Here is a 23,458-nt window from a genome sequence, read left to right on the forward strand (position 1 = left end):
ACTATCTTTTTTATGTAAGTTGGTATAAAATTTATACTAATAGGAGGGATAGTATGAATATAGTAGGGCATCATCACATATCCATGTATACAAAAGATGCAAAACGTAATAAGGATTTTTACACAAATGTCCTTGGATTACGATTAGTTGAAAAGTCTGTTAATCAAGACAATCCTTCAATGTATCATTTGTTTTATGGGGACGAAGTAGGTACAGCCGGAACAATTTTAAGCTTTTTTGAAATTCCCCATGCGGGTCATAAGCAGCCAGGTACTGAAACGATTTATCGATTTTCTTTATTAGTACCAAATCAAGCGGCACTTCATTATTTTGAAAAACGCCTTGATAATAATGGTATTACGTCTGAACGTTTGTACTATCTTGGACAAGAAGGTGTTGTCTTTAAAGATGAAGACGACTTAGAAATCATATTGCTTGTTAATGATAGTTTTGAAGTACCACATCAATGGCAACATAACGCTTATAGTGAAATACCTCAAGCATATCAAATTTTAGGAATAGGGCCAGTCGAATTAAGAGTTAGAAATGCAGCGCGTACGGTAGAATTTTTGGAAAATGTCTTAGGTTATCGCAAAAGAGATAATAAATCATTCGATGTGCTGACATTAGCACCACAAGGTTTATATTCGGATTTTGTAGTTATTGAGCAACAGGGACAACGTGAAAGACCTGGACGAGGTTATATCCATCATATTGCAATTAATACACCACAAATGAGTGACTTAGATGCAATTTACAAGAAATTACAACAACAAACACAAAGTAATTCAGGTATAATTGATCGCTATTTCTTTAAATCATTATACTATCGCCATAATTCAATTATGTATGAATTTGCGACTGAAGCGCCTGGATTTACTATTGATACACCTCTTGAACAATTAGGAAGTCAATTGAACTTGCCTGACTTTTTAGAAGCAGAACGTGAACAAATTGAAAGTAAGTTACACGAAATATAAAGGAGAATGTTTAATGGCCAAATTAGAAATGAATAAAAATACGCCTCTTGAGTTTGGTTTGTATTCCTTAGGTGATCATTTATTGAATCCATTTAAAGGTGAAAAAGTTAGTTATGAGCAACGTATTAATGAAATTATTGAAGCAAGTAAATTAGCAGATGAAACAGGTATTGATGTTTTTGCAGTTGGTGAAAGTCACCAGGAGCATTTTACAACACAGGCACATACGGTTGTGTTAGGTGCAATTGCCCAAGCGACAAAGCATATTAAAGTTTCAAGTTCTTCAACGATTATTAGTGCAACAGATCCTGTAAGAGTATTTGAAGACTTCGCGACATTAGATTTGATTTCTCATGGTAGAGCCGAAATTGTAGCTGGCAGAGCATCAAGAACAGGTATTTTTGACTTGTTTGGCTATGATTTAAAAGACTATGATGAATTGTTTGAAGAAAAATTAGGTTTACTTTTAGAGTTAAATAAAACTGAGCGTATTACTTGGTCTGGAAAATATCGTCCAGAACTTAGAAATATGAAAATATTCCCAAGACCAATCGATAATATATTGCCAATATGGCGTGCTGTTGGTGGTCCACCTGCAAGTGCTATTAAAGCGGGAAAACAAGGTGTGCCAATGATGATTACAACCCTTGGTGGCCCAGCAATGAACTTTAAAGGTTCTATAGATGCTTATCGTCAAGCAGCAACTGAAGCAGGTTTCGATGCTTCGCATAAGTCTTTACCAGTAAGTACAGCGAGTCTGTTTTATACAGCTGAAACAACTCAGGATGCTATGAGAGAATTTTATCCACATTTGAATACAGGGATGTCATTTATTCGTGGTGTTGGTTATCCGAAACAGCAATTTGCTAATTCGTCAGATTATCGAGAAGCGCTAATGGTTGGAAGCCCGCAACAAATTATTGAAAAGATATTGTATCAACACGAGTTGTATGGTCATCAACGTTTTATGGCACAGCTTGATTTTGGCGGTGTGCCATTTGAAAATGTTATGAAGAATATTGAGTTAATTGGCAACGAAATTATACCGGCGATTAAAAAGCATTTATCAAAATAGGAGGGGCGTCATCATGAATATTGTATTATTGTCAGGTTCCACAGTAGGTTCTAAAACGAGAATTGCTATGGATGATTTAAAAAATGAACTAGAAGTCATCAATGAGGGACATCAAATAGAGTTGATGGATTTACGAGAACTTGAATTAGAATTTAGCGTTGGAAAGAATTATCTAGATACTACAGGAGATGTATATAAATTAACGACGTCGTTAATGCAGGCTGATGTGATTTTTATTGGTTTTCCAATTTTTCAAGCTTCCATCCCTGGTGCTTTGAAAAATGTGTTTGATCTACTTCCAGTCAATGCTTTTCGTGACAAGGTAATAGGACTTGTAGCGACAGCAGGTTCTAGTAAACATTATTTAATTCCTGAAATGCATTTAAAACCAATATTGAGTTACATGAAAGCACATACGATGCAAACGTATGTATTTATTGAAGAGAAAGATTTTTCAAATCAACAAATTGTCAATGATGATGTTGTATTTCGGTTAAAAGCGTTGGCACAATTCACAATGCGAACTGCCAAAGTACAACAACAAGTGTTTGAAGAAGAAAACAACCAATACGACTTTTAAAGTATAAAAATAAGACGCTCGGCACACTAAATTTGTATGTGTTTGAGCGTCTTTTATATTAACTATATAGCCAGTGAACGACGATAAAGGCAAGTGATGACAAGCATATTGAGGTAATAATGATTGTCATAAGCGGTTTAAGTGCACGATTTTTAAGATCTTTAAATGCAACATTTAACCCTAAAGCAACCATGGCCATTAATAAGCAAATTGTTGATATAGTATTTAAAATATTTAACAATACTGATGGAATAGTTACATATGTATTCACTAAGGCCATAATGACAAATCCAATTAAAAAGTATGGAATGCTTATTCGACCCTTGCTAGATGATTCTGATGAACGGAAACGCATAATTAAAATAAGTACGATGGTTAATGGAATCAGTAAGAATACTCTACCAAGTTTACCAAGAAGTGCAATTTTAAGTGCATCACTACCACCAAAGCCACCAGCTAAGACAACGTGCGCAATTTCATGAAGACTAACACCAGACCAAGCGCCATAAACATTTGTCGTCATTGAAAAGATAGCGTAGATAGCTGTATATATAAGTGAGAATATCGTACCAATCAATGCGATGATACCGATACTAATAGCTGTATCCTTTTCACGTGATTTGAATATTGGAGCGACTGCGGCAATAGCGGCAGCACCACAAACGCCTGTGCCGACACCTAGTAATAATGCGATGTTTTTGTCACCATGCAACAGTTTGTTGACAAAGAGCATCATTACAATACTGAAAATAACGACACCTACATCGATGGCTAATAGTTTACTACCTTGACCGATAATATCGAATATATTGAGTTTAAGTCCATATAGGATGATTGCAAATCTTAATAAATATTTAGATGAAAACGTAATACCTGAGCTATATTGTTCAGGATATCCTCTAAAGTGACGATATAGAATAGCGATTAATATCGCGATAGTTAATGCGCCAACCTTATCTAAGATTGGCAATTTAGCTGCTAAAAAGCTAAATAATGCGACTATAAATGTTAATGATAGTCCAATCATAAAATGCTTATTTTTCAATGATGCCATGAGCAGTGCCTCCTTTAATAGCATTTTAGCACTGTTTTGTCGTATTTTTAAATATAAATTTGGAATGGTTAATAAAGTAGTGATTAAATTAAGTTGTGTGATAGGTATCAAGGACATCAACCAAAGTAATAGGCACTACAACGCTTATTGGCGGGGCCCCAACATAGAGAAATTGGGTCCGTAATTTCTACAGACAATGCAAGTTGGCGGGGCCCCAACAAATTTAAGATACAATGCGTAATATTAATATGTTATTATTATGATAATTTACAGAATTATATGAAAAATGAATGAGGATGTGATGGTATGTTTGGAATGAAAGTGAATGAACAAATAACATTAAAAATTTTAGAAGCTCATGACACAGAAGCGCTTTTCAATTTAGTCAATCGTTCAAGAAATTCACTTAGGGAATGGTTACCTTGGGTAGATGCAACTGAGCAACCATCAGATACGCGTGCATTTATTAAAAGAGGACTTTTGCAATTTGCTGATGGTAATGGATTTCAGTGTGGCATTTGGTATGAAGGAACGCTAGTTGGTGTCATCGGTTTACATGAAATTAATCACATGCACAGAAAAACTTCATTAGGGTACTATTTAGATAAACAATTTGAGGGTCATGGGATTATGACACAAGCAGTTGAGGCATTGATAAAGTATTGTTTCGAAGAGCTTGACTTAAACCGAATTGAGATTAGTGCCGCAGTTAATAATGAAAAAAGCCGAGCTATTCCTGAAAGGCTGGGATTTACTAGAGAAGGTATGTTACGTGACAATGAATTACTAAATGGTATTTATTCATCGAGTTACATCTATAGTTTATTAAAATCAGAATACGACCAAAAATGACAAATTAGACTTACAAAAGAGTGATGACATTTAAAATGGCATCGCTCTTTTATTTAATTTTTGAAAATAAAAGGTTGTTGACAGTATTATTTTATAACAATATAATGATTTTGATAATTATTATCAACTAGATAATGTTCATGGGAGGATGCCTTAAAATCATCATTTTAAGAGCCACGTATTATCTTGGCATTTAGGGAGTGTGAGATAGTACGAATGAGGGCATGTCTATGGGGATAATAGAATTTCTATAATGAGGTGTCAAAATGAAAAAGTTAACAACGCTATTATTAGCATCAACGTTATTAATTGCTGCATGTGGGAACGACGATAGTAAGAAGGATGATTCAAAGACATCGAAAAAAGATGATGGTGTTAAAGCAGAATTAAAACAAGCAACAAAAGCATATGATAAATATACTGATGAACAGTTAAATGAATTTTTAAAAGGTACAGAAAAATTTGTTAAAGCGATTGAAAATAATGATATGGCCCAAGCAAAAGCGTTATATCCAAAAGTTCGTATGTATTATGAACGCTCTGAACCAGTTGCAGAAGCATTTGGAGATTTAGATCCTAAAATTGATGCACGTCTTGCAGATATGAAAGAAGAGAAAAAGGAAAAAGAATGGTCAGGATATCATAAGATTGAAAAAGCATTATACGAAGATAAGAAAATTGATGATGTGACTAAAAAAGATGCACAACAATTATTGAAAGATGCAAAAGAATTGCATGCCAAAGCTGATACATTAGATATCACACCAAAATTAATGTTACAAGGTTCTGTTGACCTATTAAATGAAGTTGCAACTTCTAAAATCACAGGTGAAGAAGAAATTTATTCACATACAGATTTATATGATTTTAAAGCGAACGTTGAAGGCGCACAAAAAATTTATGACTTATTTAAACCTATTTTAGAGAAAAAAGATAAAAAATTAAGTGATGATATTCAAATGAACTTCGATAAAGTGAATCAATTATTGGATAAATATAAAGATAACAACGGCGGTTATGAGTCATTTGAAAAAGTATCGAAGAAAGACCGTAAAGCATTTGCGGATGCTGTTAATGCATTAGGAGAGCCACTAAGTAAAATGGCTGTGATTACTGAATGACAAATTATGAACAAGTTAACGATAGTACGCAATTTTCAAGACGTACATTTTTGAAAATGTTAGGTATTGGCGGTGCCGGTGTTGCAATTGGCGCAAGTGGTGTTGGTAGCATGTGGTCTTTCAAATCAATGTTCAATACACCAGAAGATCCGGAAAAAGATGCGTATGAATTTTATGGTAAAGTGCAACCAGGCATTACCACACCCACGCAAAAAACATGCAATTTCGTTGCGTTAGATTTGAAGTCAAAAGATAGAGATGCAATTAAGGCAATGTTTAAAAAGTGGATGGTTATGGCTGATCGTATGATGGATGGTGATACAGTTGGCAAGACGAGTAACAATCCTTTAATGCCACCAGTAGATACCGGTGAATCGATAGGATTAGGTGCAAGCAAGTTAACGATTACCTTTGGGATTAGTAAGTCTTTGATGAAGAAAATTGGGTTATCTAGTAAAATTCCCGATGCCTTTAAAGATTTACCGCATTTTCCGAATGATCAGTTAATAGACGATTACAGCGATGGTGATATTATGATTCAAGCATGCTCAAATGATTCGCAAGTATCCTTTCATGCGGTTCATAATTTAGTTCGTCCATTTCGAGATATTGTTAAGGTACGTTGGGCGCAATCTGGTTTTATCTCTGCTAAAGGTAAGGAAACACCTAGAAATTTAATGGCATTTAAAGATGGAACAATTAATCCTAGAAAGAGTAATCAACTTAAAGATTATGTGTTTATTGATGACGGATGGGCGAAACATGGAACTTATTGTGTTGTCAGACGTATTCAAATACACATTGAAACGTGGGATCGTACTGCACTGGAAGAACAAGAGGCTACATTTGGTCGGAAACGACATAGTGGTGCGCCGTTAACAGGTGGGAAAGAGTTTGATGAAATTGACTTAAAAGCGAAAGATAGTCATGGCGAGTATATTATTGATAAAGATGCCCATACGAGACTAGCGAAAGAAGCAAATACGTCAATTTTACGTAGAGCCTTTAATTATGTTGATGGTACGGATGACCGCACAGGTAACTTCGAAACAGGCTTGTTGTTCATTGCTTTTCAAAAAGCGACAAAACAATTTATCGATATACAAAATAATTTAGGTAGTAATGATAAATTAAATGAATATATTACACATAGAGGTTCTGCTTCATTTTTAGTATTACCAGGTGTTAGTAAGGGAGGATACCTTGGTGAAACATTATTTGACTAAATTTGTAGCAATGCTAATAACTGCTGCTATGGTGTGTAGCTTTGGGTTACTGAAAAGTCAGGCAGCAGAACAACAAAGTATTAGTGATGTATATAGTGTGATAACGGATGCGAAATCTGCACTTTCTAATAATTCGATATCGAATGACAATAAGCAGAAAGCAATTGAGCAAGTGGTAAGTGCAGTTAAGAAATTATCGCTTGAAGATAATAGTGAAGGTAATGCTGTCAAATCAGATGTGAGAAAGCTTGAAGATGCAAAAGCGAATGATAATCAAAAAGATACACTTTCGCAATTAACGAAGTCATTAATTGCTTATGAAGAGAAATTGGCTAGTAAAGATGCGGGTTCTAAAATTAAACTATTGCAACAGCAAGTCGATGCCAAAGATGCTGCGATGACAAAAGCGATTAAAGATAAAAATAAAGCGGAATTAGAATCTTTGAACAATAGTTTGAATCAGATTTGGACAAGTAATGAAACAGTGATTCGCAATTATGACGCAAATCAATATGGACAAATTGAAGTCGCATTATTACAACTTAGAATTGCAATTCATAAGTCACCATTAGATACGGCAAAAGTGTCACATGCTTGGACAACTTTTAAATCAAATATTGATCATGTCGATAAAAAAAGTGATACGTCTGCAAATGATCAATACCATGTATCACAATTAAATGATGCGTTAGAGAAGGCGATTAAAGCTATCGACGACAATCAATTGTCGGATGCTGATGCTGCGCTTACACATTTTATAGAAATTTGGCCGTATGTTGAAGGTCAAATTCAAACTAAAGACGGGGCTTTGTATACGAAAATTGAAGATAAAATACCATATTATCAAAGTGTATTAGACGAACATAATAAATCGCATGTCAAAGATGGTTTAGTAGATATAAACAATCAAATTAAAGAGGTTGTTGGCCATAGTTATAGCTTTGTCGATGTGATGATTATCTTTTTACGTGAAGGACTAGAAGTGTTATTAATTGTAATGACATTGACTACCATGACGCGTAAAGTCAAAGATAATAAGGGGACTGCAAGTGTGATTGGTGGTGCAATTGCCGGACTTGTACTGAGTATTATCTTAGCAATTACGTTTGTAGAAACTTTAGGGAATAGTGGCATTCTTCGTGAAAGTATGGAAGCGGGATTAGGTATCGTTGCGGTCATATTAATGTTTATCGTTGGTGTTTGGATGCACAAACGTTCAAATGCGAAACGCTGGAATGATATGATTAAAAATATGTATGCCAATGCGATTAGTAATGGTAATTTGGTATTGTTAGCGACGATTGGTTTAATATCTGTGTTGCGTGAAGGTGTTGAGGTTATCATTTTCTATATGGGGATGATAGGTGAGCTAGCGACAAAAGATTTTATTATTGGTATTGCCTTGGCCATAGTGATATTAATTGTCTTTGCGGTATTATTTAGATTTATCGTCAGATTGATACCTATATTCTATATATTTAGAGTATTGTCGATCTTTATTTTTATTATGGGATTCAAAATGCTTGGCGTAAGTATTCAAAAGTTACAATTATTAGGTGCGATGCCAAGACATGTTATTGAAGGATTCCCAACGATTAACTGGTTGGGCTTCTATCCAAGTTATGAACCATTGATAGCACAAGCTGCTTATATTATGGTAGTTGCTATCTTAATCTTTAAATTTAAAAAATAAAAAACAGGCCGAGTGCCTGTTTTTTTGTTGCTGTATTGCGGATTATCGTAGCATTGTTGAGATGTGGATATCGCTGCATGGTTGGTTCTCGTTGTATTGCAGATATCACGGTTTAATCCGATTCTGTATTCTAATTAACGCAAGTGCAGTATTGATATAATCTGAGGTGCTACATTGTTCTTTTATTGGCTATTGTGATGTTGCTGCATTGTGAGTATCACAGCATTAATTCGTATAAGGTTAATGTGTTGGCGGTTTGCCTCGGCATGTGAACTTAACAATGAACATACTGAACTCAAAGAGCAATATGAGTGGCAATGTAAGTAATATATTTAATGTTAAATCGGGTGGTGCAATGATACTTGCCAGCACAAAGCAAGCGAAATAAATATATTTTCGATAATGCTTCAATGATGTGATATCTATAAGACCGAATTTTGCAAGTCCTATGAATAATATTGGCAATTGGAATAAAATGCCAAAAGTGAAAAGCCAACGGATAAGTTCAACTAAATACGCTTTAAAGCCAATGACAGGCGAAATGTTTAAAGTTAATGATAATTTTAACGCGAATTGAATGATTATTGGAAAGCCAACATAAAATGCAAAAGCGACGCCAGCACAGAATAATAACACGCTGAAAAAACTATATTTATAAATAAATTGACGTTCATTATTATGTAATCCAGGTGCAATGAATGCCCACAATTGATAAAACATGACTGGTGAAATGAAACAAAACGCGATGAAAAATATAATCATCACGTATATTTGGATCATTTCTGTGAATGAAAATGCATGTAAGGACACATGTGCACGGGTAATATACGTTATGAATGGTGTCATCCACCAAAATGATGAAACATATACGACGATGACTGTGACGACGAACGACAATAGTATTTTAACTAAACGATGACGTAGCTCGCTAAAATGAACTAGTAAGGTGTGGTCAGTGCTATTGCTCTCGCTGTTGTTTCGATTCCTTACTGGGTGTGTCGTGAGACTCTTTGTCTAAATCTTCTGTTGCAGATTTAAATTCTTTTAAAGTAGAACCGATAGCACGACCAAATTGTGGTAATTTTTTCGGACCAAAAATAATTAAAGCGATAATGCTAATGACGACAAGACTTGTTGGGCCTGTGATGCCTAAAATAAAAGTGTTAGTTATCATGATAATCAACCTCACTCATAAGTAGTATATAGTATTTACTTTATACCGAACGATAATGATTATCAATAAAATTTTATAAAATAATTAAAATGTTGCTGTAAATACAAATTACTGAGGTATTAATTCTGAAATAATAGCTTGTTCTTTCAAGTCGATATAAGTACAAGTACCAGCTTGAATATCGATATGCCATTTATAAATGCCAGCTTCAGCCATTTCATCACAAAATGTTTCGAAATCTGTTTGTCCTTGTTGATGTCTAGTTAATACATCTTGAACTATTGTTTTGTTTGATTTTTGAGCAACAGGATGATTACTTTTCACAGATGACGTAACGATATCATCTTCTGATTGATGTACGTATGTTGCAGTGCCATCTTGAATGTTGACGATATTGTAAGTCATCCCCATATCTTTAAAAGCTTTGAATAGTTTTGGAAAGTCAACACCAGTAAATTGTTGATGTGCTTGTTGAATTGCAGATAATGTAAATGCCATAATAGTCTCCTTTGAATGGTTTGATTTAGTGAAAATGCGTGCATCATACTAAAATTAGAATGCTGTTAATTATGCAGGAAGGTGTAACGAAAGTAAACAATTATGACTTGTAGGCGTTGAGGTGTTGTTTCAAAATGTCATACATAGGTGGACAATCATATTTTTTTGTGTAGATTTGACAAATATAGTTGTCAAAAAGACAAATATCATTTACATTAGGACTAAGGAGTTGATGCGATGTGCGTAATCGATTGAAAGAGTTACGAGCACGAGATGGCTTAAATCAAACGCAGCTTGCCAAACTAGCTGGTGTTTCAAGACAAACCATTTCGCTAATTGAGCGAAACAATTTTATGCCATCAGTATTAACGGCAATAAAGATTGCTCGCATTTTCAATGAAACGGTGGAAACGGTTTTTATTATTGAGGAGGATGAAGCATGAAAATACTAAGATATATCGGATATCTTTTACTGGGTGGAATTGTAGGGGGTATCATTGGTGGAATTTTAGGTAACTTTGATGGATTGGGTATTGAGAACTTGACGTTTGCGACTTATAACAATGTCGTTGTAATATCGATTGTTGCGACTATGATCATCATATTGGTAGAAGCCATTGTTTTGATGAATCAAAGACGTGCATTGAAGTATAAGCGACTTGTAGATGAAGAGGTAGATATCGATGCAACAGATCAATATGAATTGCTTGCGAATCGTTATGTTTTAAATGGAAGTATATTAAGCGTTATACAGACAATTATTGCCTTTGTAGTGTTACTAATTTTTGTGGTAGGGCAAGCTGAAGCAAATGCAATGCTATTCTTTTTAATACCATTTTTTGCTAGTGCTATTTTCAATACACAATTTACACTGTTTAATAGAAAATTTGATGACAGAATGCCAAAAATTGCAGATAAGAATTACACTGAAAAGCGATTGGAAATATTGGATGAAGGTGAACGCCATATAGAATTAATTGCATTATTTAAAACATATGCGATCAACTTATCAATATTGATACTAGCCATTATTTTTATAGGGTCTTATTCAATTGCTACAGGAATTAATCAAAGCTTTAGTTTGCTACTTATCATTGCTATTTTCATATATAACGCCTTTAGCTATTTATTGAAGAGAAGACGTTTTTATTAAAATTAAACAAAGAGGAGCATGGATATGACAACATTGTTAAACGTAGATCGTGTGAACAAACAATACAAAGATTCGGATTTTAAATTGCAAGATGCATCTTTAACGATTTCTACTAATGAGACAGTTGGATTAATTGGGAAAAATGGCTCAGGTAAATCGACATTAATTAATATTCTAGTAGGCAATCGACATAAAGATAACGGTAGTATTGCATTTTTTGGAGAAGAACATGCTGCGGATGATGTCGAATATAAAGAACACATAGGTGTTGTGTTTGATGATCTGAGAGTACCTAATAAATTGACTATTAAAGATATTGATAAAGTATTTCAATCTATTTATACGACTTGGAATAGTCAAAAATTCTTTGATTTAATCAAATATTTCGAGTTACCACTACAAACTAAAATTAAAACTTTTTCAAGAGGGATGCGAATGAAGATAGCTTTAACGATTGCGCTTTCTCATGATGTGAAGTTATTAATCTTAGATGAAGCAACTGCAGGTATGGATGTTTCTGGAAGAGAAGAAGTAATGGAACTATTAGAAGATTTTGTCGCTCAAGGTGGAGGCATCTTAATATCATCGCATATTTCTGAAGATATAGAACAATTAGCGGATAAATTAGTGTTTATGAAAGATGGACGAATGATTTTAACTGAACAGAAAGATATACTTTTAGCACAATATGGAATTGTTACGACAGGAGATAAAGATGTTGAAATTCCTAAGCATTTAATCATTGCTTCTAGATTGTCAAAGGGGAAATATCAAATTTTAGTTAAAGATTATGCAGAAATTGAAAATGCAGAGCCTTTAAAACACATTGATGACGCTACGAAAATCATAATGCGAGGTGAAGTATAATGAAAGGTATGTTCCTAAGTAGTTTTTATGCAACGAGAAAGCAAACATATATTTATTTTATAGTCGCTATCATAGCTGCGGGATACTTTGCAGTATTTAATCCGTTGATGAGTTCGGCAATGGCTGGGGTTATGTTAATCACACCCATTACTGATAATATTAAACATGAAAAAGACTCAAGATGGATGTATTATGTATCTACTTTACCGGTTAAACGTAGTGATTATATTAAGTCATACTTTGCCTTTTATTTAATCTTATTCGGTGCAAGTTTAATGATTGGATTAGTTGTGACTACGATCGTGACCCAAAGTGTGATGATTGGTATTATGTCAGGTTTAATGAGTTTTGGTATCATAGGGGCATACTCTATCATTTTCCCATTGACATTTAAATTTGGCGCTGAAAACTCTAATGTCATTATGATAGTTGCATCTATCCTACTACTTTTTTCTTTCGTGGTCTTTTTCTTTATATATGGTATGGTTAGTGGTGCATCGGCATTAGAATTTGAAAAAATTAGCACTGAAGGATGGTTAGTTGTCATAGTATATGCGGTCATTGGTATCGTTATAACAAGTGTTTCTTATATATTGTCTATTAAAATTTTTAACAAACAAGAACTATAATCAATATTCTTGGTGTGAAGCTAGTCATTGAAATAATATTTAGAGCAGGTGATAAATCAATACGATTATCATCTGCTCTTTTTGGTGTTGTGGAATGAAATGCGGGATGATAGGTTGAGGTGACATCTCTATATCATATCATTTGTTTTTAGAAGATTAGGTTATGTGGGAATTGCATCCTTTTATAGTGAGGATTAACGTGTATATATCATTGAGTATGTTGCTGAAATTTATTTGCGTGTATCATTTGATGATTGTATAGGCTAACGATTTCCTTGGAAATATTTAAAAACCTCGATCATGTAGCATAACTGAATCCAAAAGTATAATGTGAAGTTCGACACTTTTGGATTCAGTTCAAATACTTTGACCGAGGTGAATACTATTTATTCATGTTTATTACGTAGACGTTGATTTTTAAAATAAATCAGCATGATGCAGAAAGTCGCAACGGATACCGAGATAATCATTACTTGGTCATGCCCCTTAAAGATAAGGCTGATGATATATGATACTACAAGTATGCCTAGTGAAGAAGAAATATATTTTGCGTTTGTCAGTTCATTATGGAAATAAGGCGTGATTAACCATAATCCAATATAGAATATTAAAACACTGATATACATCATATTAATTTCAAACAAGTCATTTAGTTTATTGTTATTACTAAAAACAATTGCAGCATTAATCACACCTAAAGCGATATTGATTAATAGATGCGTATACGATAAACGGAAACCGATAGATGACAATTTATGATTAATGTAATTTTCAGTAATGATCCAATATACACCGAAAAGACTAATTAAAATCATAAATTGGAATATATAAATGTAACTAAAATGATCAATGCTAAATGATGACGAAGCTAAACCAACCAGTACCTCGCCAAAGATAATAATTGTTAGTAACGAAAAACGTTCTACTAAATGCATCATATTAACAGGTGATAATACAAGATATTTCTGAAATGGAATAAGTCCTGTCGCTGCAATGAATACGCCTAAAAATCCAGGGATGTAATGGATACTTTGTGGTAGTACTAATGATAGAAATGATAAAAATGAAATCACAAAGGCTACGCTCGCAAAAGCTTGACATGTACGCTTATCGCCATAATCTAACCCTGTACGTATATGTAATAAATACTGTAATCCGATACTTAAATACATAATTGCCACGCATAAGAAGAATGGGAAGAATGTCTTTTCAAAGTCCGGATATAGGCTGTTAGATAGGAAGACCATGATGAACATATTAAACATCATAAACGAGACGTCTTTGAATGTAACTTGACCAAATCGATTTGTAAAAAATGTTTGATGAGACCACATTAACCATAAGAACAAACTCATGACGATGTATTTGAAAAATAAATCAGCTGAAATGGAACCGTTTTGTGTTGTTAAAATCACATGTGCAATTTTTTGAATGGCATAGACGAAAATTAAATCAAAGAACAACTCATGGAATCCTGCACGCTTTTCAGCTAAATGTTTTGGTGTTAATGCATTAACCATAAAATTTTAACTCCTTTAAGATGTGTAATTAATTTACTAAGTATACTATTTATTTTTTCTAGTGAATAGGGGCAGATTTGGCGATGAAGTGGAAGGAGAGGTGACTGCAAGGTAATTGCGGAATTAACAATCATCAGCGATTTAATATTTGACTGGAGACGTCATGGTAATAAAAAATTGATGAGAAATTGATGGTGAAACCAGCTGTGAATAGCGATGCAATGATAGATAGAATTTAATTAGAGTCATTACGCGAAATGATTAATGATAATTTGTGGTAAATCAAAGCATAATTTTGTACTATAGATGAGGATGATAGAGCATATTTAAGAGTGTGAAATGTTAAAGTGAAACCGTTTACGTTTCCGATTGCCCAAACAAATTACATCATTGTATAATATGATTTGTTAAATGCATAACAAGAATGAAAATGTAACATACGTAGCAATTGGTTTCATAAATTGGATGTTAGTGGCGTATTGGTTCATTAGACGTATTAGTAATAAAATTGTATATATCATAAGGAGATGAATATGACATGACGAGAGTCGTATTAGCAGCAGCATACAGGACACCTATTGGCGTTTTTGGAGGTGCGTTTAAAGACGTGCCAGCCTATGATTTAGGTGCGACTTTAATAGAACATATTATTAAAGAGACGGGTTTGAATCCAAGTGAGATTGATGAAGTTATCATCGGTAACGTACTACAAGCAGGACAAGGACAAAATCCAGCACGAATTGCTGCTATGAAAGGTGGCTTGCCAGAAACAGTACCTGCATTTACAGTGAATAAAGTATGTGGTTCTGGGTTAAAGTCGATTCAATTAGCATATCAATCTATTGTGACTGGTGAAAATGACATCGTGCTAGCTGGCGGTATGGAGAATATGTCTCAGTCACCAATGCTTGTCAACAACAGTCGCTTCGGTTTTAAAATGGGACATCAATCAATGGTTGATAGCATGGTATATGATGGTTTAACAGATGTATTTAATCAATATCATATGGGTATTACTGCTGAAAATTTAGTAGAGCAATATGGTATTTCAAGAGAAGAACAAGATACATTTGCTGTAAACTCACAACATAAAGCAGTACGTGCACAGCAAAATGGTGAATTTGATAGTGAAATAGTTCCAGTATCGATTCCTCAACGTAAAGGTGAACCAATCTTAGTCACTAAGGATGAAGGTGTACGTGAAAATGTATCAGTCGAAAAATTAAGTCGCTTAAGACCAGCTTTCAAAAAAGACGGGACAGTTACAGCAGGTAATGCATCAGGAATCAATGATGGTGCTGCGATGATGTTAGTCATGTCAGAAGACAAAGCTAAAGAATTAAATATCGAACCATTGGCAGTGCTTGATGGCTTTGGAAGTCATGGCGTAGATCCTTCTATTATGGGTATTGCACCAGTTGGCGCTGTAGAAAAGGCTTTGAAACGTAGTAAAAAAGAATTAAGCGATATTGATGTATTTGAATTAAATGAAGCATTTGCAGCACAATTATTAGCTGTTGATCGTGAATTAAAATTACCTCCTGAAAAGGTGAATGTTAAAGGTGGCGCTATTGCATTAGGACACCCTATTGGTGCATCTGGTGCTAGAGTTTTAGTGACATTATTGCATCAACTGAATGATGAAGTTGAAACTGGTTTAACATCATTGTGTATTGGTGGCGGTCAAGCTATCGCTGCAGTTGTATCAAAGTATAAATAATAAGAAAACAGGTTATCACAACAGTATTAATTACATGTTGGCATAACCTGTTTTTATTTGTTTATGGATTTATTGGGTAATATTAGTCATTTGATGGTTTAATTGCAAATGCTCTAACAGGGAACCCAGGTGCATCTTTTGGTTTAGGGCTGATAGCGTAAATGATGGCGCCACGAGTTGGTAATTGATCTAAATTAGTTAATAACTCGACTTGGTATTTATCCTGACCAAGAATATAACGTTCGCCAACTAAATCACCATTTTTTACAACGTCCACAGATGCATCGGTATCGAATGTTTCATGACCAACAGCTTCAACACGGCGTTCTTCAATTAAGTACTTCAAAGCATCTAATCCCCAACCCGGTGCATGTTGTTGTCCGTTCGCATCTTTGTTTTCAAACTTTTCAATATTAGGCCAACGTTTTGACCAATCGGTACGAAGTGCAACAAAAGTGCCAGGTTCAATAGTACCATGCTCTTTTTCCCATGCTTCTATATGCGCACGTGTTACGATGAAATCATTGTTGTTCGCTACTTCTGTTGAAAAGTCTAATACAATTAACGGCAATACCAATTCTTTTAAATCAATGTCTTCTAAATAACGTTTGTTCTCGACAAAGTGGATTGGTGCATCAATGTGAGTACCATATTGCGTTACAATATTCCAACGTTGCACATAGAAACCATGATCTTTAACCGTGAATAAAGTTGAAACTTCACCTTTTTCAAACTCACTAAAACGTGGTATTTCTGGATCAAATGTATGCGTTAAATCAACCCAAGTTGCTTGTTTTAAAGTATTTAATTGTTGCCATAAAGGATATTGTGTCATAAAATCACCCGTTTTTAGTTTATTATATGATAAATGCTGCGATTATTCTTGGCGTTTAGCTTTAACAGCATTCACAAGTACAGTCAATGCATCTTTAACTTCTTCTTCTTTTCGCGTTTTCAAACCACAGTCAGGGTTTACCCAGAATAATGAGCGGTCGATTTGTTGTAGTGAACGATTGATTGCTGTAGTAATTTCTTCTTTTGTTGGAATACGTGGACTATGAATATCATATACACCTAGACCGATACCTAAATCATAATTAATATCTTCAAAGTCTTTAATTAAATCACCATGGCTACGAGATGTTTCAATTGAAATAACATCAGCATCTAAGTCATGAATAGCATGAATGATTTGACCGAATTGAGAATAACACATATGTGTATGGATTTGAGTTTCATCACGAACTGAAGACGTTGCAAGTTTAAATGATAAAACAGCATCTTTAAGATATTGTTCGTGATATTCAGAGCGTAATGGTAAGCCTTCACGTAATGCAGGTTCGTCAACTTGGATAACTTTGATTCCTGCAGCTTCAAGTGCTAATACTTCTTCGTTGATTGCTAAAGCAATTTGATCTTGAACGACTTTACGTGGTAAATCAACACGTTCAAATGACCAGTTTAGAATTGTTACAGGTCCAGTTAACATACCTTTAACTGGTTTATCTGTTAAGCTTTGTGCATAAACTGTTTCATCAACAGTTAAAGGCGCTGTCCATTTTACATCACCATAAATGATTGGTGGTTTTACGGCGCGTGAACCATATGATTGCACCCAACCGAATTTAGTTACTAAGAAACCTTGTAATTTTTCTCCGAAGAATTCAACCATGTCATTACGTTCAAATTCACCGTGAACTAATACATCTAAGCCGATGTCTTCTTGAATTTTAATCCATCGAGCAATTTCATTTTTTAAGAATGTTTCATATGTTTCGTCTGTAATGCGTTTGTTCTTCCAATCTGCACGGTATTTTCGAACTTCTCGGCTTTGTGGGAATGATCCAATAGTTGTTGTTGGTAAATCCGGTAAGTTCAAACGTTTTTGTTGTTGTTCAATACGTTGCGCGAATGGTGATTGTCTTGAAGTACGCACGCTTTCGAAATCATAATCTAAGTTTTTGAATGATTGATTTTGGAAACGCTCATAACGTGCTTTTAATTTATCATATTTAACACTATCGTTTTGATTCAATAGGCGACGCAATGCATCTAATTCGTCTAATTTTTCAGTTGCAAAGCTTAAGCCTTCGCCAACACTTGTATCTAATGTTTCATCATCTAAAGATACTGGAACATGTAATAATGAAGATGATGGTTGAATGACAAGCTCATTAGTGTGTGCTAACAATTTGTCGATTAAGACTTTTTTAGCTTCAATATCACTTGCCCATACATTACGACCATCAATAATTCCAGCGTATAATGTTTTTGATTTATCAAAATCTCCTGCTTCAATTTGTTTAAGGTTATAGCCATTATCATGGACAAAGTCTAAACCTAAACCACCAACAGGTAAAGAACTTAAGAATTTAAGATGTGCACGTTCAAAGTATGTTTGAATGACTAATTTTTTAGCAACACCAGCTTTTTCGAAATAGTCATAAGCTTCACGTGTAATATTTTCATAGCTTTCGCTGTCGTCTGTAACTAAGATTGGCTCATCAACTTGAATGTACTCAGCACCTGCATCAATTAATGATTCAAACACTTCTTTATAAAGTGGTAATAACGTTTTAACTTTTTCTTCAAAAGTTTGGTGACCGCCTTTTGATAATTTAACAAAAGTAATCGGACCAACAATGACAGGGTGAGCGTTAACGTTTAAAGATTGGGCATATTTAAAGCGATCTAATAATACATTGCGACTCACTTTAGGCTCAACATTGTCCCATTCAGGTACGATGTAATGATAGTTAGTGTTAAACCATTTTATAAGTGCACTTGCAACATGGTCTTTATTACCGCGAGCAATATCAAATAATAAATCATCATCAATAGTTCTTCCTTGGAAACGTTCAGGGATGATGTTGAATAATAATGACGTATCTAATATATGGTCATATAAAGAGAAATCACCAACTGGGATGCTATCTAAGTGATAGTACTTTTGTAATAATAAATTTTCTTTATGTAGATCAGTTAATGTTTGATCTAATTCTTCTTTAGAAATCTTCTTTGCCCAATAACTTTCGATGGCTTTTTTCCATTCTCTTTTTCTACCTAATCTTGGGAATCCTAAGTTTGATGTTTTAATTGTTGTCATAATATTGCCTCCTTGTGAGCAGTAATAGATTTTGAGTATGCTGCAAGTTCTAATGAATCTTCGACATTTTGAAACGGTGTGATAATGTATAAACCATTAAAATATTCATGAACAGTATCGATTAAATCCTTTGAAAGCTTAAGACTTAGTTCTCGTGTTTTGGCTTTATCATCTTTAACTGCTTCAAATTGTTGTAAAATTTCATCTGACATCTTGATTCCTGGCACTTCATTATGCAAAAAGAGTGCGTTTTTGTAACTTGCGATAGGCATAATGCCTATGAAAAATGGTTTGTTCAAGTGCTTAGTGGCATGGTAAATTTCAATGATTTTCTCTTTGCTGTACACGGGTTGTGTTATAAAATAAGACATTCCGCTTTCTATCTTTTTCTCTAATCTTTTGACGGCACCATCTAATTTACGAACATTAGGGTTAAAGGCGCCAGCGATGTTGAAGTGTGTACGTTTCTTCAGCGCATCACCGTCAGTGTTAATACCTTGATTAAATCTTAGAGCGAGTTCAGTTAATCCTTTAGAATTAACATCATAGACATTGGTTGCACCTGGTAAGTGACCAACTTTTGAAGGATCACCAGTTATGGCTAATATTTCGTTAACGCCAATGAGCGATAATCCAAGTAAATGGGACTGCAAGCCGATTAAGTTTCGGTCTCGACATGTAATATGTACGAGTGGTTCAATATTGTAATATTGCTTAATTAAGCTAGCAGCAGCAATATTGCTAATTCTGACAGTTGCCAATGAATTATCTGCGAGTGTTACCGCATCTACATTAGCTTTATCAAGTTTAGCGATATTTTCAAAAAATCTATCCGTGTCTAAATGTTTCGGTGTATCCAATTCGATAATAACGGTTGGACGTTCTTGAACCTTAGATGTTAATGATTGTCTAACTTTATTTTGAGATGGATTGAAAAGTGCTTTCGTTGGTATCGGAATCACTTTTTTGTCATTAACAGGTTTAAGTGTCTGAATAGATTCTTTAATAAATTTGATGTGCTCTGGCGTTGTACCACAGCAACCACCAATTAAACGAACACCTTCGCGAATTAGATTTTGAGCAACTTGACCGAAATATTGTGCATTGTCACTATACTTAAATTCACTATTTTCAATATCTAATAAGCTGGCATTTGGATAACAAGATAAGAATGCGTGCTCTGGTAATTCAATATGTGTGAAAGACTCTTGCATATGGTGCGGACCATGATGACAATTGAGTCCCACGATGTTTGCACCACATTGAACGAGTTGTTTTAATCCTTCATTGATTGCCTGACCATTAACTAAGTAATTTGTGTTTGAAGCGGTTAATTGAGCAATGATTGGAATGTCGTATTTCTTTCTCGTTCGTGAAATGACATTTGTTAACTCTTCTAGGTCGTAATACGTTTCGAAAAGTAGCGCGTCAACGCCTTCTTCAATTAAGGTGTCTATTTGAATTTCAGTATGATAAAGAATAGTTTGTAAGCTGATATCCTCTTGTTTGATACCTCTAAACCCACCAACTGTGCCTAATATATACGTATCTTTATTTGCTGCTTTTTTTGCGATGCGAACGGCGGCTTGATGTATTGCTTTAACTTTATCTTCAAGACCGAATCGTTTTAACTTTTCAAAATTTGCACCATAAGTATTGGTTTGAATGACATCAGCACCGGCTTCAATATATGAACGATGGATGCGTTCAACTTTATCTGGATGGCTAAGATTATATGCTTCTGGACAGGTGTCTAATCCTTCAGAGTATAAAATGGTTCCAATAGCGCCATCAGCTACTAAAACATTATCTTTCAATTGTGTGAGGAATTGACTCATTGAATGCCTCCTTTAATGCGTATTTGATGTCTGCAATGAGTTCATCAGGATCTTCGAGACCAACACTTAATCGGAATAGACCGAAAGTGATACCACGTTCTTGTCTCACTTCTTCAGGTAGTGCAGCGTGAGACATTGTTGCTGGATGTGAAAGGATCGTTTCAACACCACCCAGACTCACTGAAACGAGTGGTAATGTCAGTGCATCGACAAATTGTTGTGCTTTAGACTCATCAGCTAAACGAAAGCCAATAACGGCACCGCCATTTTTAGCTTGTTCTAAATGAGCAGTAGTGAGTCCCGGATAATAAACTTCTGAAATTTCATCTTGCTTTATTAAAAATGACACGATTTTTTGCGCGTTTTCGACAGATTGTTTAAATCTGATTGGAAATGTTTTTAAATGTTTAGCAAGTGTCCAGCTATCTTGAGCAGATAACATATTGCCTGTACCATTTTGTATTAAATAAAGAGCTTCACTAATTGCCTCATTATTAGTAATGACAGCACCAGCAATTAAATCGCTATGTCCACTTAAAAATTTTGTAGCACTATGAATGACAATATCAGCGCCAAGTAATAAAGGTGATTGGCCTAACGGTGTCATAAATGTATTGTCCACAGCTACCAGTAGTTCATGCTTTTCGGCTATTTTAGAAACAGCTTTGATATCAGTAATTTTAAAACAGGGATTCGATGGTGTTTCGATATAAATTAATTTTGTGTTTGATTGAATGGCACCCTCGATTTGTTCGAGCTTGGTAGTATCTACGGTTGTAAATTCAATATTAAATCGATTCAAAATTTGCTCAGTGAGGCGAAAAGTACCGCCATATACATCATCGGGTAAGATGACATGATCACCAGATTTGAAAGTCAAAAGTACTGCTGAAATAGCAGCAATACCTGATGCAAAAGCAAAAGCGAATTTTCCCTGTTCTAATCGTGCTAACTTCTCTTCTAAAAGTTCACGGTTAGGGTTGCCACTTCGTGCATAATCATATTTAACATCGCCACCAAGACTTGTTTGATGGAATGTTGAAGAATCATAGAGTGGTGGGTTAGCTGAATGATATTCCACACCTCTACGCCAATCGAATATCACTTCTGTCTCTTTTGAAAGTGTCATACAATCTCTCCAATCTGAGCTTTATCTAATGCTTGGATGATATCGCGTTCGATGTCTTCATAATTTTCAACACCTAGTGATAAGCGGATTAAATACTCATCAATGCCACGTTTATCTTTTTCAGCATCTGGCATATCAACATGTGTTTGGGTGTAAGGGAAGGTCACTAATGTTTCAGTACCTCCTAAACTTTCTGCAAAAATACAAATGTCTAAATTTTCTAATAATTTAGCGACGCTATAGGCCTTGTTAAGTCTTAAACTAAGCATGCCAGTTTGCCCGCTATATAGTACTTCGTCAATTGCTTGAAGTGACTGACATTTTTTAGCAAGTTTTCTAGCGTTTGATTGCGCACGCTCAATGCGTAAATGCAAAGTTTTAAGTCCACGTAACAACAAATAACTATCTATTGGTGAAAGTGTTGCGCCAGTCATGTTGTGAAAATCAAACAACTGTTGCGCGAGTGATTCATCTTTGACGGTTACGACACCTGCTAGTACATCGTTATGTCCACCAATATATTTCGTAGCTGAATGTAAGACTATATCAGCACCTTCTGCTAATGGTGTTGAAAGATAAGGTGTTAAAAAAGTATTGTCGATAATTGACAATAAGCCTTTAGCTTTACAAAGTTGATAGTACGGCTTTACATCAATAGCAATCATTTGTGGGTTAGATATTGGTTCAATGAATAATGCAACTGTTTTATCAGTGATTTCTTTTTCAACTTGTTCATAATCTGTAAAATCAACGTACTTAAATTTGATATCGTATTGTTGCTCGTAAAATTCAAATAATCTAAATGTGCCACCATATAAATCGAATGAAACTAAAATTTCATCATGAGGTTTAAATAGATTACATATTAATTGAATGGCTGACATTCCACTTGATGTAGCGAATGATGCAATACCATGCTCAAGTTTGGCAAAACAGGTTTCAAATGTTGAGCGTGTAGGATTTTTAGTACGTGTATAATCAAATCCTGTCGATTGTCCTAGTTTTGGATGTTTGTAGGCAGTAGATAAATGGATTGGATTCGCTATAGCACCGGTTGAATCATCAGTTAATGTGATTTGGGCTAACTGTGTATCCTTCATATTAAGACCCTCCTATAAGAAAAAATAAAAAGCTTCCGTCCTTCGTACCCGAATGAATCGGATAAAAAGGACGAAAGCTTATGTTTCGCGGTACCACCTTTATTTGTTATTCCATCGCTGAAATAACCTTATTCAGTACGCAT

Annotated in this window: 21 protein-coding genes, 1 pseudogene and 1 other annotated feature (1 of these 23 only partly in view); of the genes and pseudogenes, 12 read left to right on the top strand and 10 right to left on the bottom strand. The window is 34.7% G+C overall.

The window, feature by feature from the left end:
- Positions 1 to 53: 53 nt before the first annotated feature.
- The 3 genes from NSS86_RS00215 to NSS86_RS00225 are packed head-to-tail and all read left to right on the top strand — an operon-like array spanning position 54 to position 2,635.
- Entirely contained in the window at positions 54 to 980 is a 927-nt protein-coding gene (locus NSS86_RS00215; RefSeq protein ID WP_001028199.1) for a VOC family protein, read from the top strand.
- Positions 981 to 993: 13 nt separating this feature from the next.
- Complete coding sequence (locus NSS86_RS00220; protein ID WP_001096113.1) at positions 994 to 2,055, top strand: LLM class flavin-dependent oxidoreductase; 1,062 nt, start codon at positions 994 to 996, stop codon at positions 2,053 to 2,055.
- A 13-nt stretch (positions 2,056 to 2,068) separates the two neighbouring features.
- Positions 2,069 to 2,635, top strand: coding sequence for an NADPH-dependent FMN reductase (locus NSS86_RS00225; RefSeq protein ID WP_001028429.1), 567 nt, complete (start codon positions 2,069 to 2,071; stop codon positions 2,633 to 2,635).
- Positions 2,636 to 2,693: 58 nt separating this feature from the next.
- Here NSS86_RS00225 and NSS86_RS00230 read toward each other — a convergent pair whose 3' ends face one another.
- Positions 2,694 to 3,689 (bottom strand): YeiH family protein, encoded by a 996-nt coding sequence (locus NSS86_RS00230; RefSeq protein WP_000157630.1) that lies wholly within the window; start codon positions 3,687 to 3,689, stop codon positions 2,694 to 2,696.
- A gap of 306 nt (positions 3,690 to 3,995) precedes the next feature.
- Here NSS86_RS00230 and NSS86_RS00235 point away from each other — a divergent pair, with 306 nt between their 5' ends.
- The 4 genes from NSS86_RS00235 to NSS86_RS00250 all read left to right on the top strand — a co-directional run bounded on the left by NSS86_RS00235 (position 3,996) and on the right by NSS86_RS00250 (position 8,581).
- Positions 3,996 to 4,541, top strand: a complete 546-nt coding sequence (locus NSS86_RS00235; protein ID WP_000467655.1) for a GNAT family protein — start codon at positions 3,996 to 3,998, stop codon at positions 4,539 to 4,541.
- A 266-nt stretch (positions 4,542 to 4,807) separates the two neighbouring features.
- Positions 4,808 to 5,662, top strand: a complete 855-nt coding sequence (gene efeO / locus NSS86_RS00240; protein ID WP_000737196.1) for an iron uptake system protein EfeO — start codon at positions 4,808 to 4,810, stop codon at positions 5,660 to 5,662.
- Complete coding sequence (efeB, locus tag NSS86_RS00245; RefSeq protein WP_191481221.1) at positions 5,659 to 6,888, top strand: iron uptake transporter deferrochelatase/peroxidase subunit; 1,230 nt, start codon at positions 5,659 to 5,661, stop codon at positions 6,886 to 6,888. The genes efeO and efeB overlap by 4 nt, the downstream gene beginning before the upstream one ends.
- The gene (locus NSS86_RS00250; protein ID WP_000683687.1) at positions 6,869 to 8,581 is read left to right on the top strand and encodes an FTR1 family protein; all 1,713 of its coding nucleotides are present in this window, start codon (positions 6,869 to 6,871) and stop codon (positions 8,579 to 8,581) included. The genes efeB and NSS86_RS00250 overlap by 20 nt, the downstream gene beginning before the upstream one ends.
- A 240-nt stretch (positions 8,582 to 8,821) precedes the next feature.
- Here the strand turns inward: NSS86_RS00250 and tatC are convergent.
- The 3 genes and pseudogenes from tatC to NSS86_RS00265 form a co-directional block, all read right to left on the bottom strand.
- Positions 8,822 to 9,523 (bottom strand): annotated as a pseudogene (gene tatC / locus NSS86_RS00255) (twin-arginine translocase subunit TatC); the annotation flags it as partial.
- Between the two features lie 16 nt (positions 9,524 to 9,539).
- Positions 9,540 to 9,764, bottom strand: coding sequence for a twin-arginine translocase TatA/TatE family subunit (locus NSS86_RS00260; protein ID WP_001794540.1), 225 nt, complete (start codon positions 9,762 to 9,764; stop codon positions 9,540 to 9,542).
- Positions 9,765 to 9,863: 99 nt separating this feature from the next.
- The gene (locus NSS86_RS00265; protein WP_000886004.1) at positions 9,864 to 10,253 is read right to left on the bottom strand and encodes a DUF1398 family protein; all 390 of its coding nucleotides are present in this window, start codon (positions 10,251 to 10,253) and stop codon (positions 9,864 to 9,866) included.
- Between the two features lie 239 nt (positions 10,254 to 10,492).
- Between NSS86_RS00265 and NSS86_RS00270 the strand changes: the two genes are divergently transcribed.
- From NSS86_RS00270 to NSS86_RS00285, 4 genes are read left to right on the top strand one after another with little or no spacing between them, the layout of a single operon-like run.
- Positions 10,493 to 10,696, top strand: a complete 204-nt coding sequence (locus NSS86_RS00270) for a helix-turn-helix transcriptional regulator (RefSeq protein WP_001246008.1) — start codon at positions 10,493 to 10,495, stop codon at positions 10,694 to 10,696.
- Positions 10,693 to 11,406, top strand: coding sequence for a DUF3169 family protein (locus NSS86_RS00275; RefSeq protein ID WP_000698749.1), 714 nt, complete (start codon positions 10,693 to 10,695; stop codon positions 11,404 to 11,406). Before NSS86_RS00270 ends, NSS86_RS00275 begins: the two co-directional genes overlap by 4 nt.
- A 24-nt stretch (positions 11,407 to 11,430) precedes the next feature.
- Complete coding sequence (locus tag NSS86_RS00280; protein WP_000209551.1) at positions 11,431 to 12,273, top strand: ABC transporter ATP-binding protein; 843 nt, start codon at positions 11,431 to 11,433, stop codon at positions 12,271 to 12,273.
- Positions 12,273 to 12,902, top strand: a complete 630-nt coding sequence (locus tag NSS86_RS00285; protein WP_000677725.1) for an ABC-2 transporter permease — start codon at positions 12,273 to 12,275, stop codon at positions 12,900 to 12,902. Before NSS86_RS00280 ends, NSS86_RS00285 begins: the two co-directional genes overlap by 1 nt.
- A gap of 386 nt (positions 12,903 to 13,288) precedes the next feature.
- Here the strand turns inward: NSS86_RS00285 and NSS86_RS00290 are convergent, their stop codons facing one another.
- Positions 13,289 to 14,422, bottom strand: coding sequence for a low temperature requirement protein A (locus tag NSS86_RS00290; RefSeq protein WP_000245682.1), 1,134 nt, complete (start codon positions 14,420 to 14,422; stop codon positions 13,289 to 13,291).
- Between the two features lie 538 nt (positions 14,423 to 14,960).
- Here NSS86_RS00290 and NSS86_RS00295 point away from each other — a divergent pair.
- The gene (locus NSS86_RS00295; protein WP_000199066.1) at positions 14,961 to 16,142 is read left to right on the top strand and encodes an acetyl-CoA C-acetyltransferase; all 1,182 of its coding nucleotides are present in this window, start codon (positions 14,961 to 14,963) and stop codon (positions 16,140 to 16,142) included.
- Positions 16,143 to 16,224: 82 nt separating this feature from the next.
- On the opposite strand, the gene NSS86_RS00300 is transcribed toward NSS86_RS00295, so the two are convergent.
- The 5 genes from NSS86_RS00300 to NSS86_RS00320 are packed head-to-tail and all read right to left on the bottom strand — an operon-like array spanning position 16,225 to position 23,315.
- Entirely contained in the window at positions 16,225 to 16,977 is a 753-nt protein-coding gene (locus NSS86_RS00300) for a cyclase family protein (RefSeq protein ID WP_000195907.1), read from the bottom strand.
- A 42-nt stretch (positions 16,978 to 17,019) separates the two neighbouring features.
- Positions 17,020 to 19,248, bottom strand: a complete 2,229-nt coding sequence (gene metE, locus NSS86_RS00305; RefSeq protein ID WP_000207625.1) for a 5-methyltetrahydropteroyltriglutamate--homocysteine S-methyltransferase — start codon at positions 19,246 to 19,248, stop codon at positions 17,020 to 17,022.
- Positions 19,245 to 21,086, bottom strand: a complete 1,842-nt coding sequence (locus NSS86_RS00310; protein ID WP_000077317.1) for a bifunctional homocysteine S-methyltransferase/methylenetetrahydrofolate reductase — start codon at positions 21,084 to 21,086, stop codon at positions 19,245 to 19,247. The genes metE and NSS86_RS00310 overlap by 4 nt, the downstream gene beginning before the upstream one ends.
- Complete coding sequence (gene metC / locus NSS86_RS00315) at positions 21,055 to 22,215, bottom strand: cystathionine beta-lyase MetC (protein WP_000175854.1); 1,161 nt, start codon at positions 22,213 to 22,215, stop codon at positions 21,055 to 21,057. The genes NSS86_RS00310 and metC overlap by 32 nt, the downstream gene beginning before the upstream one ends.
- A complete protein-coding gene (locus NSS86_RS00320; RefSeq protein ID WP_000655692.1) occupies positions 22,212 to 23,315 on the bottom strand; it encodes a PLP-dependent transferase in 1,104 nt (367 codons plus the stop codon). Before NSS86_RS00320 ends, metC begins: the two co-directional genes overlap by 4 nt.
- Before the next feature lie 63 nt (positions 23,316 to 23,378).
- Positions 23,379 to 23,458, bottom strand: a binding site (T-box leader) (it continues 290 nt past the right edge of the window).

Origin of the sequence: Staphylococcus sp. FSL W8-0056 (assembly GCF_037963075.1) — a bacterium.
GTDB classification, from domain to species: domain Bacteria; phylum Bacillota; class Bacilli; order Staphylococcales; family Staphylococcaceae; genus Staphylococcus; species Staphylococcus aureus.

Excerpts from the sequence above, each read along its gene's own strand:
- NSS86_RS00215 (WP_001028199.1), top strand. The coding sequence starts at position 54 with ATGAATATAGTAGGGCATCATCACATATCCATGTATACAAAAGATGCA.
- NSS86_RS00220 (WP_001096113.1), top strand. The coding sequence starts at position 994 with ATGGCCAAATTAGAAATGAATAAAAATACGCCTCTTGAGTTTGGTTTG.
- NSS86_RS00225 (WP_001028429.1), top strand. The coding sequence starts at position 2,069 with ATGAATATTGTATTATTGTCAGGTTCCACAGTAGGTTCTAAAACGAGA.
- NSS86_RS00230 (WP_000157630.1), bottom strand. The coding sequence starts at position 3,689 with ATGGCATCATTGAAAAATAAGCATTTTATGATTGGACTATCATTAACA.
- NSS86_RS00235 (WP_000467655.1), top strand. The coding sequence starts at position 3,996 with ATGTTTGGAATGAAAGTGAATGAACAAATAACATTAAAAATTTTAGAA.
- efeO (WP_000737196.1), top strand. The coding sequence starts at position 4,808 with ATGAAAAAGTTAACAACGCTATTATTAGCATCAACGTTATTAATTGCT.
- efeB (WP_191481221.1), top strand. The coding sequence starts at position 5,659 with ATGACAAATTATGAACAAGTTAACGATAGTACGCAATTTTCAAGACGT.
- NSS86_RS00265 (WP_000886004.1), bottom strand. The coding sequence starts at position 10,253 with ATGGCATTTACATTATCTGCAATTCAACAAGCACATCAACAATTTACT.
- NSS86_RS00275 (WP_000698749.1), top strand. The coding sequence starts at position 10,693 with ATGAAAATACTAAGATATATCGGATATCTTTTACTGGGTGGAATTGTA.
- NSS86_RS00280 (WP_000209551.1), top strand. The coding sequence starts at position 11,431 with ATGACAACATTGTTAAACGTAGATCGTGTGAACAAACAATACAAAGAT.
- NSS86_RS00285 (WP_000677725.1), top strand. The coding sequence starts at position 12,273 with ATGAAAGGTATGTTCCTAAGTAGTTTTTATGCAACGAGAAAGCAAACA.
- NSS86_RS00290 (WP_000245682.1), bottom strand. The coding sequence starts at position 14,422 with ATGGTTAATGCATTAACACCAAAACATTTAGCTGAAAAGCGTGCAGGA.
- NSS86_RS00295 (WP_000199066.1), top strand. The coding sequence starts at position 14,961 with ATGACGAGAGTCGTATTAGCAGCAGCATACAGGACACCTATTGGCGTT.
- NSS86_RS00300 (WP_000195907.1), bottom strand. The coding sequence starts at position 16,977 with ATGACACAATATCCTTTATGGCAACAATTAAATACTTTAAAACAAGCA.
- metE (WP_000207625.1), bottom strand. The coding sequence starts at position 19,248 with ATGACAACAATTAAAACATCAAACTTAGGATTCCCAAGATTAGGTAGA.
- NSS86_RS00310 (WP_000077317.1), bottom strand. The coding sequence starts at position 21,086 with ATGAGTCAATTCCTCACACAATTGAAAGATAATGTTTTAGTAGCTGAT.
- metC (WP_000175854.1), bottom strand. The coding sequence starts at position 22,215 with ATGACACTTTCAAAAGAGACAGAAGTGATATTCGATTGGCGTAGAGGT.
- NSS86_RS00320 (WP_000655692.1), bottom strand. The coding sequence starts at position 23,315 with ATGAAGGATACACAGTTAGCCCAAATCACATTAACTGATGATTCAACC.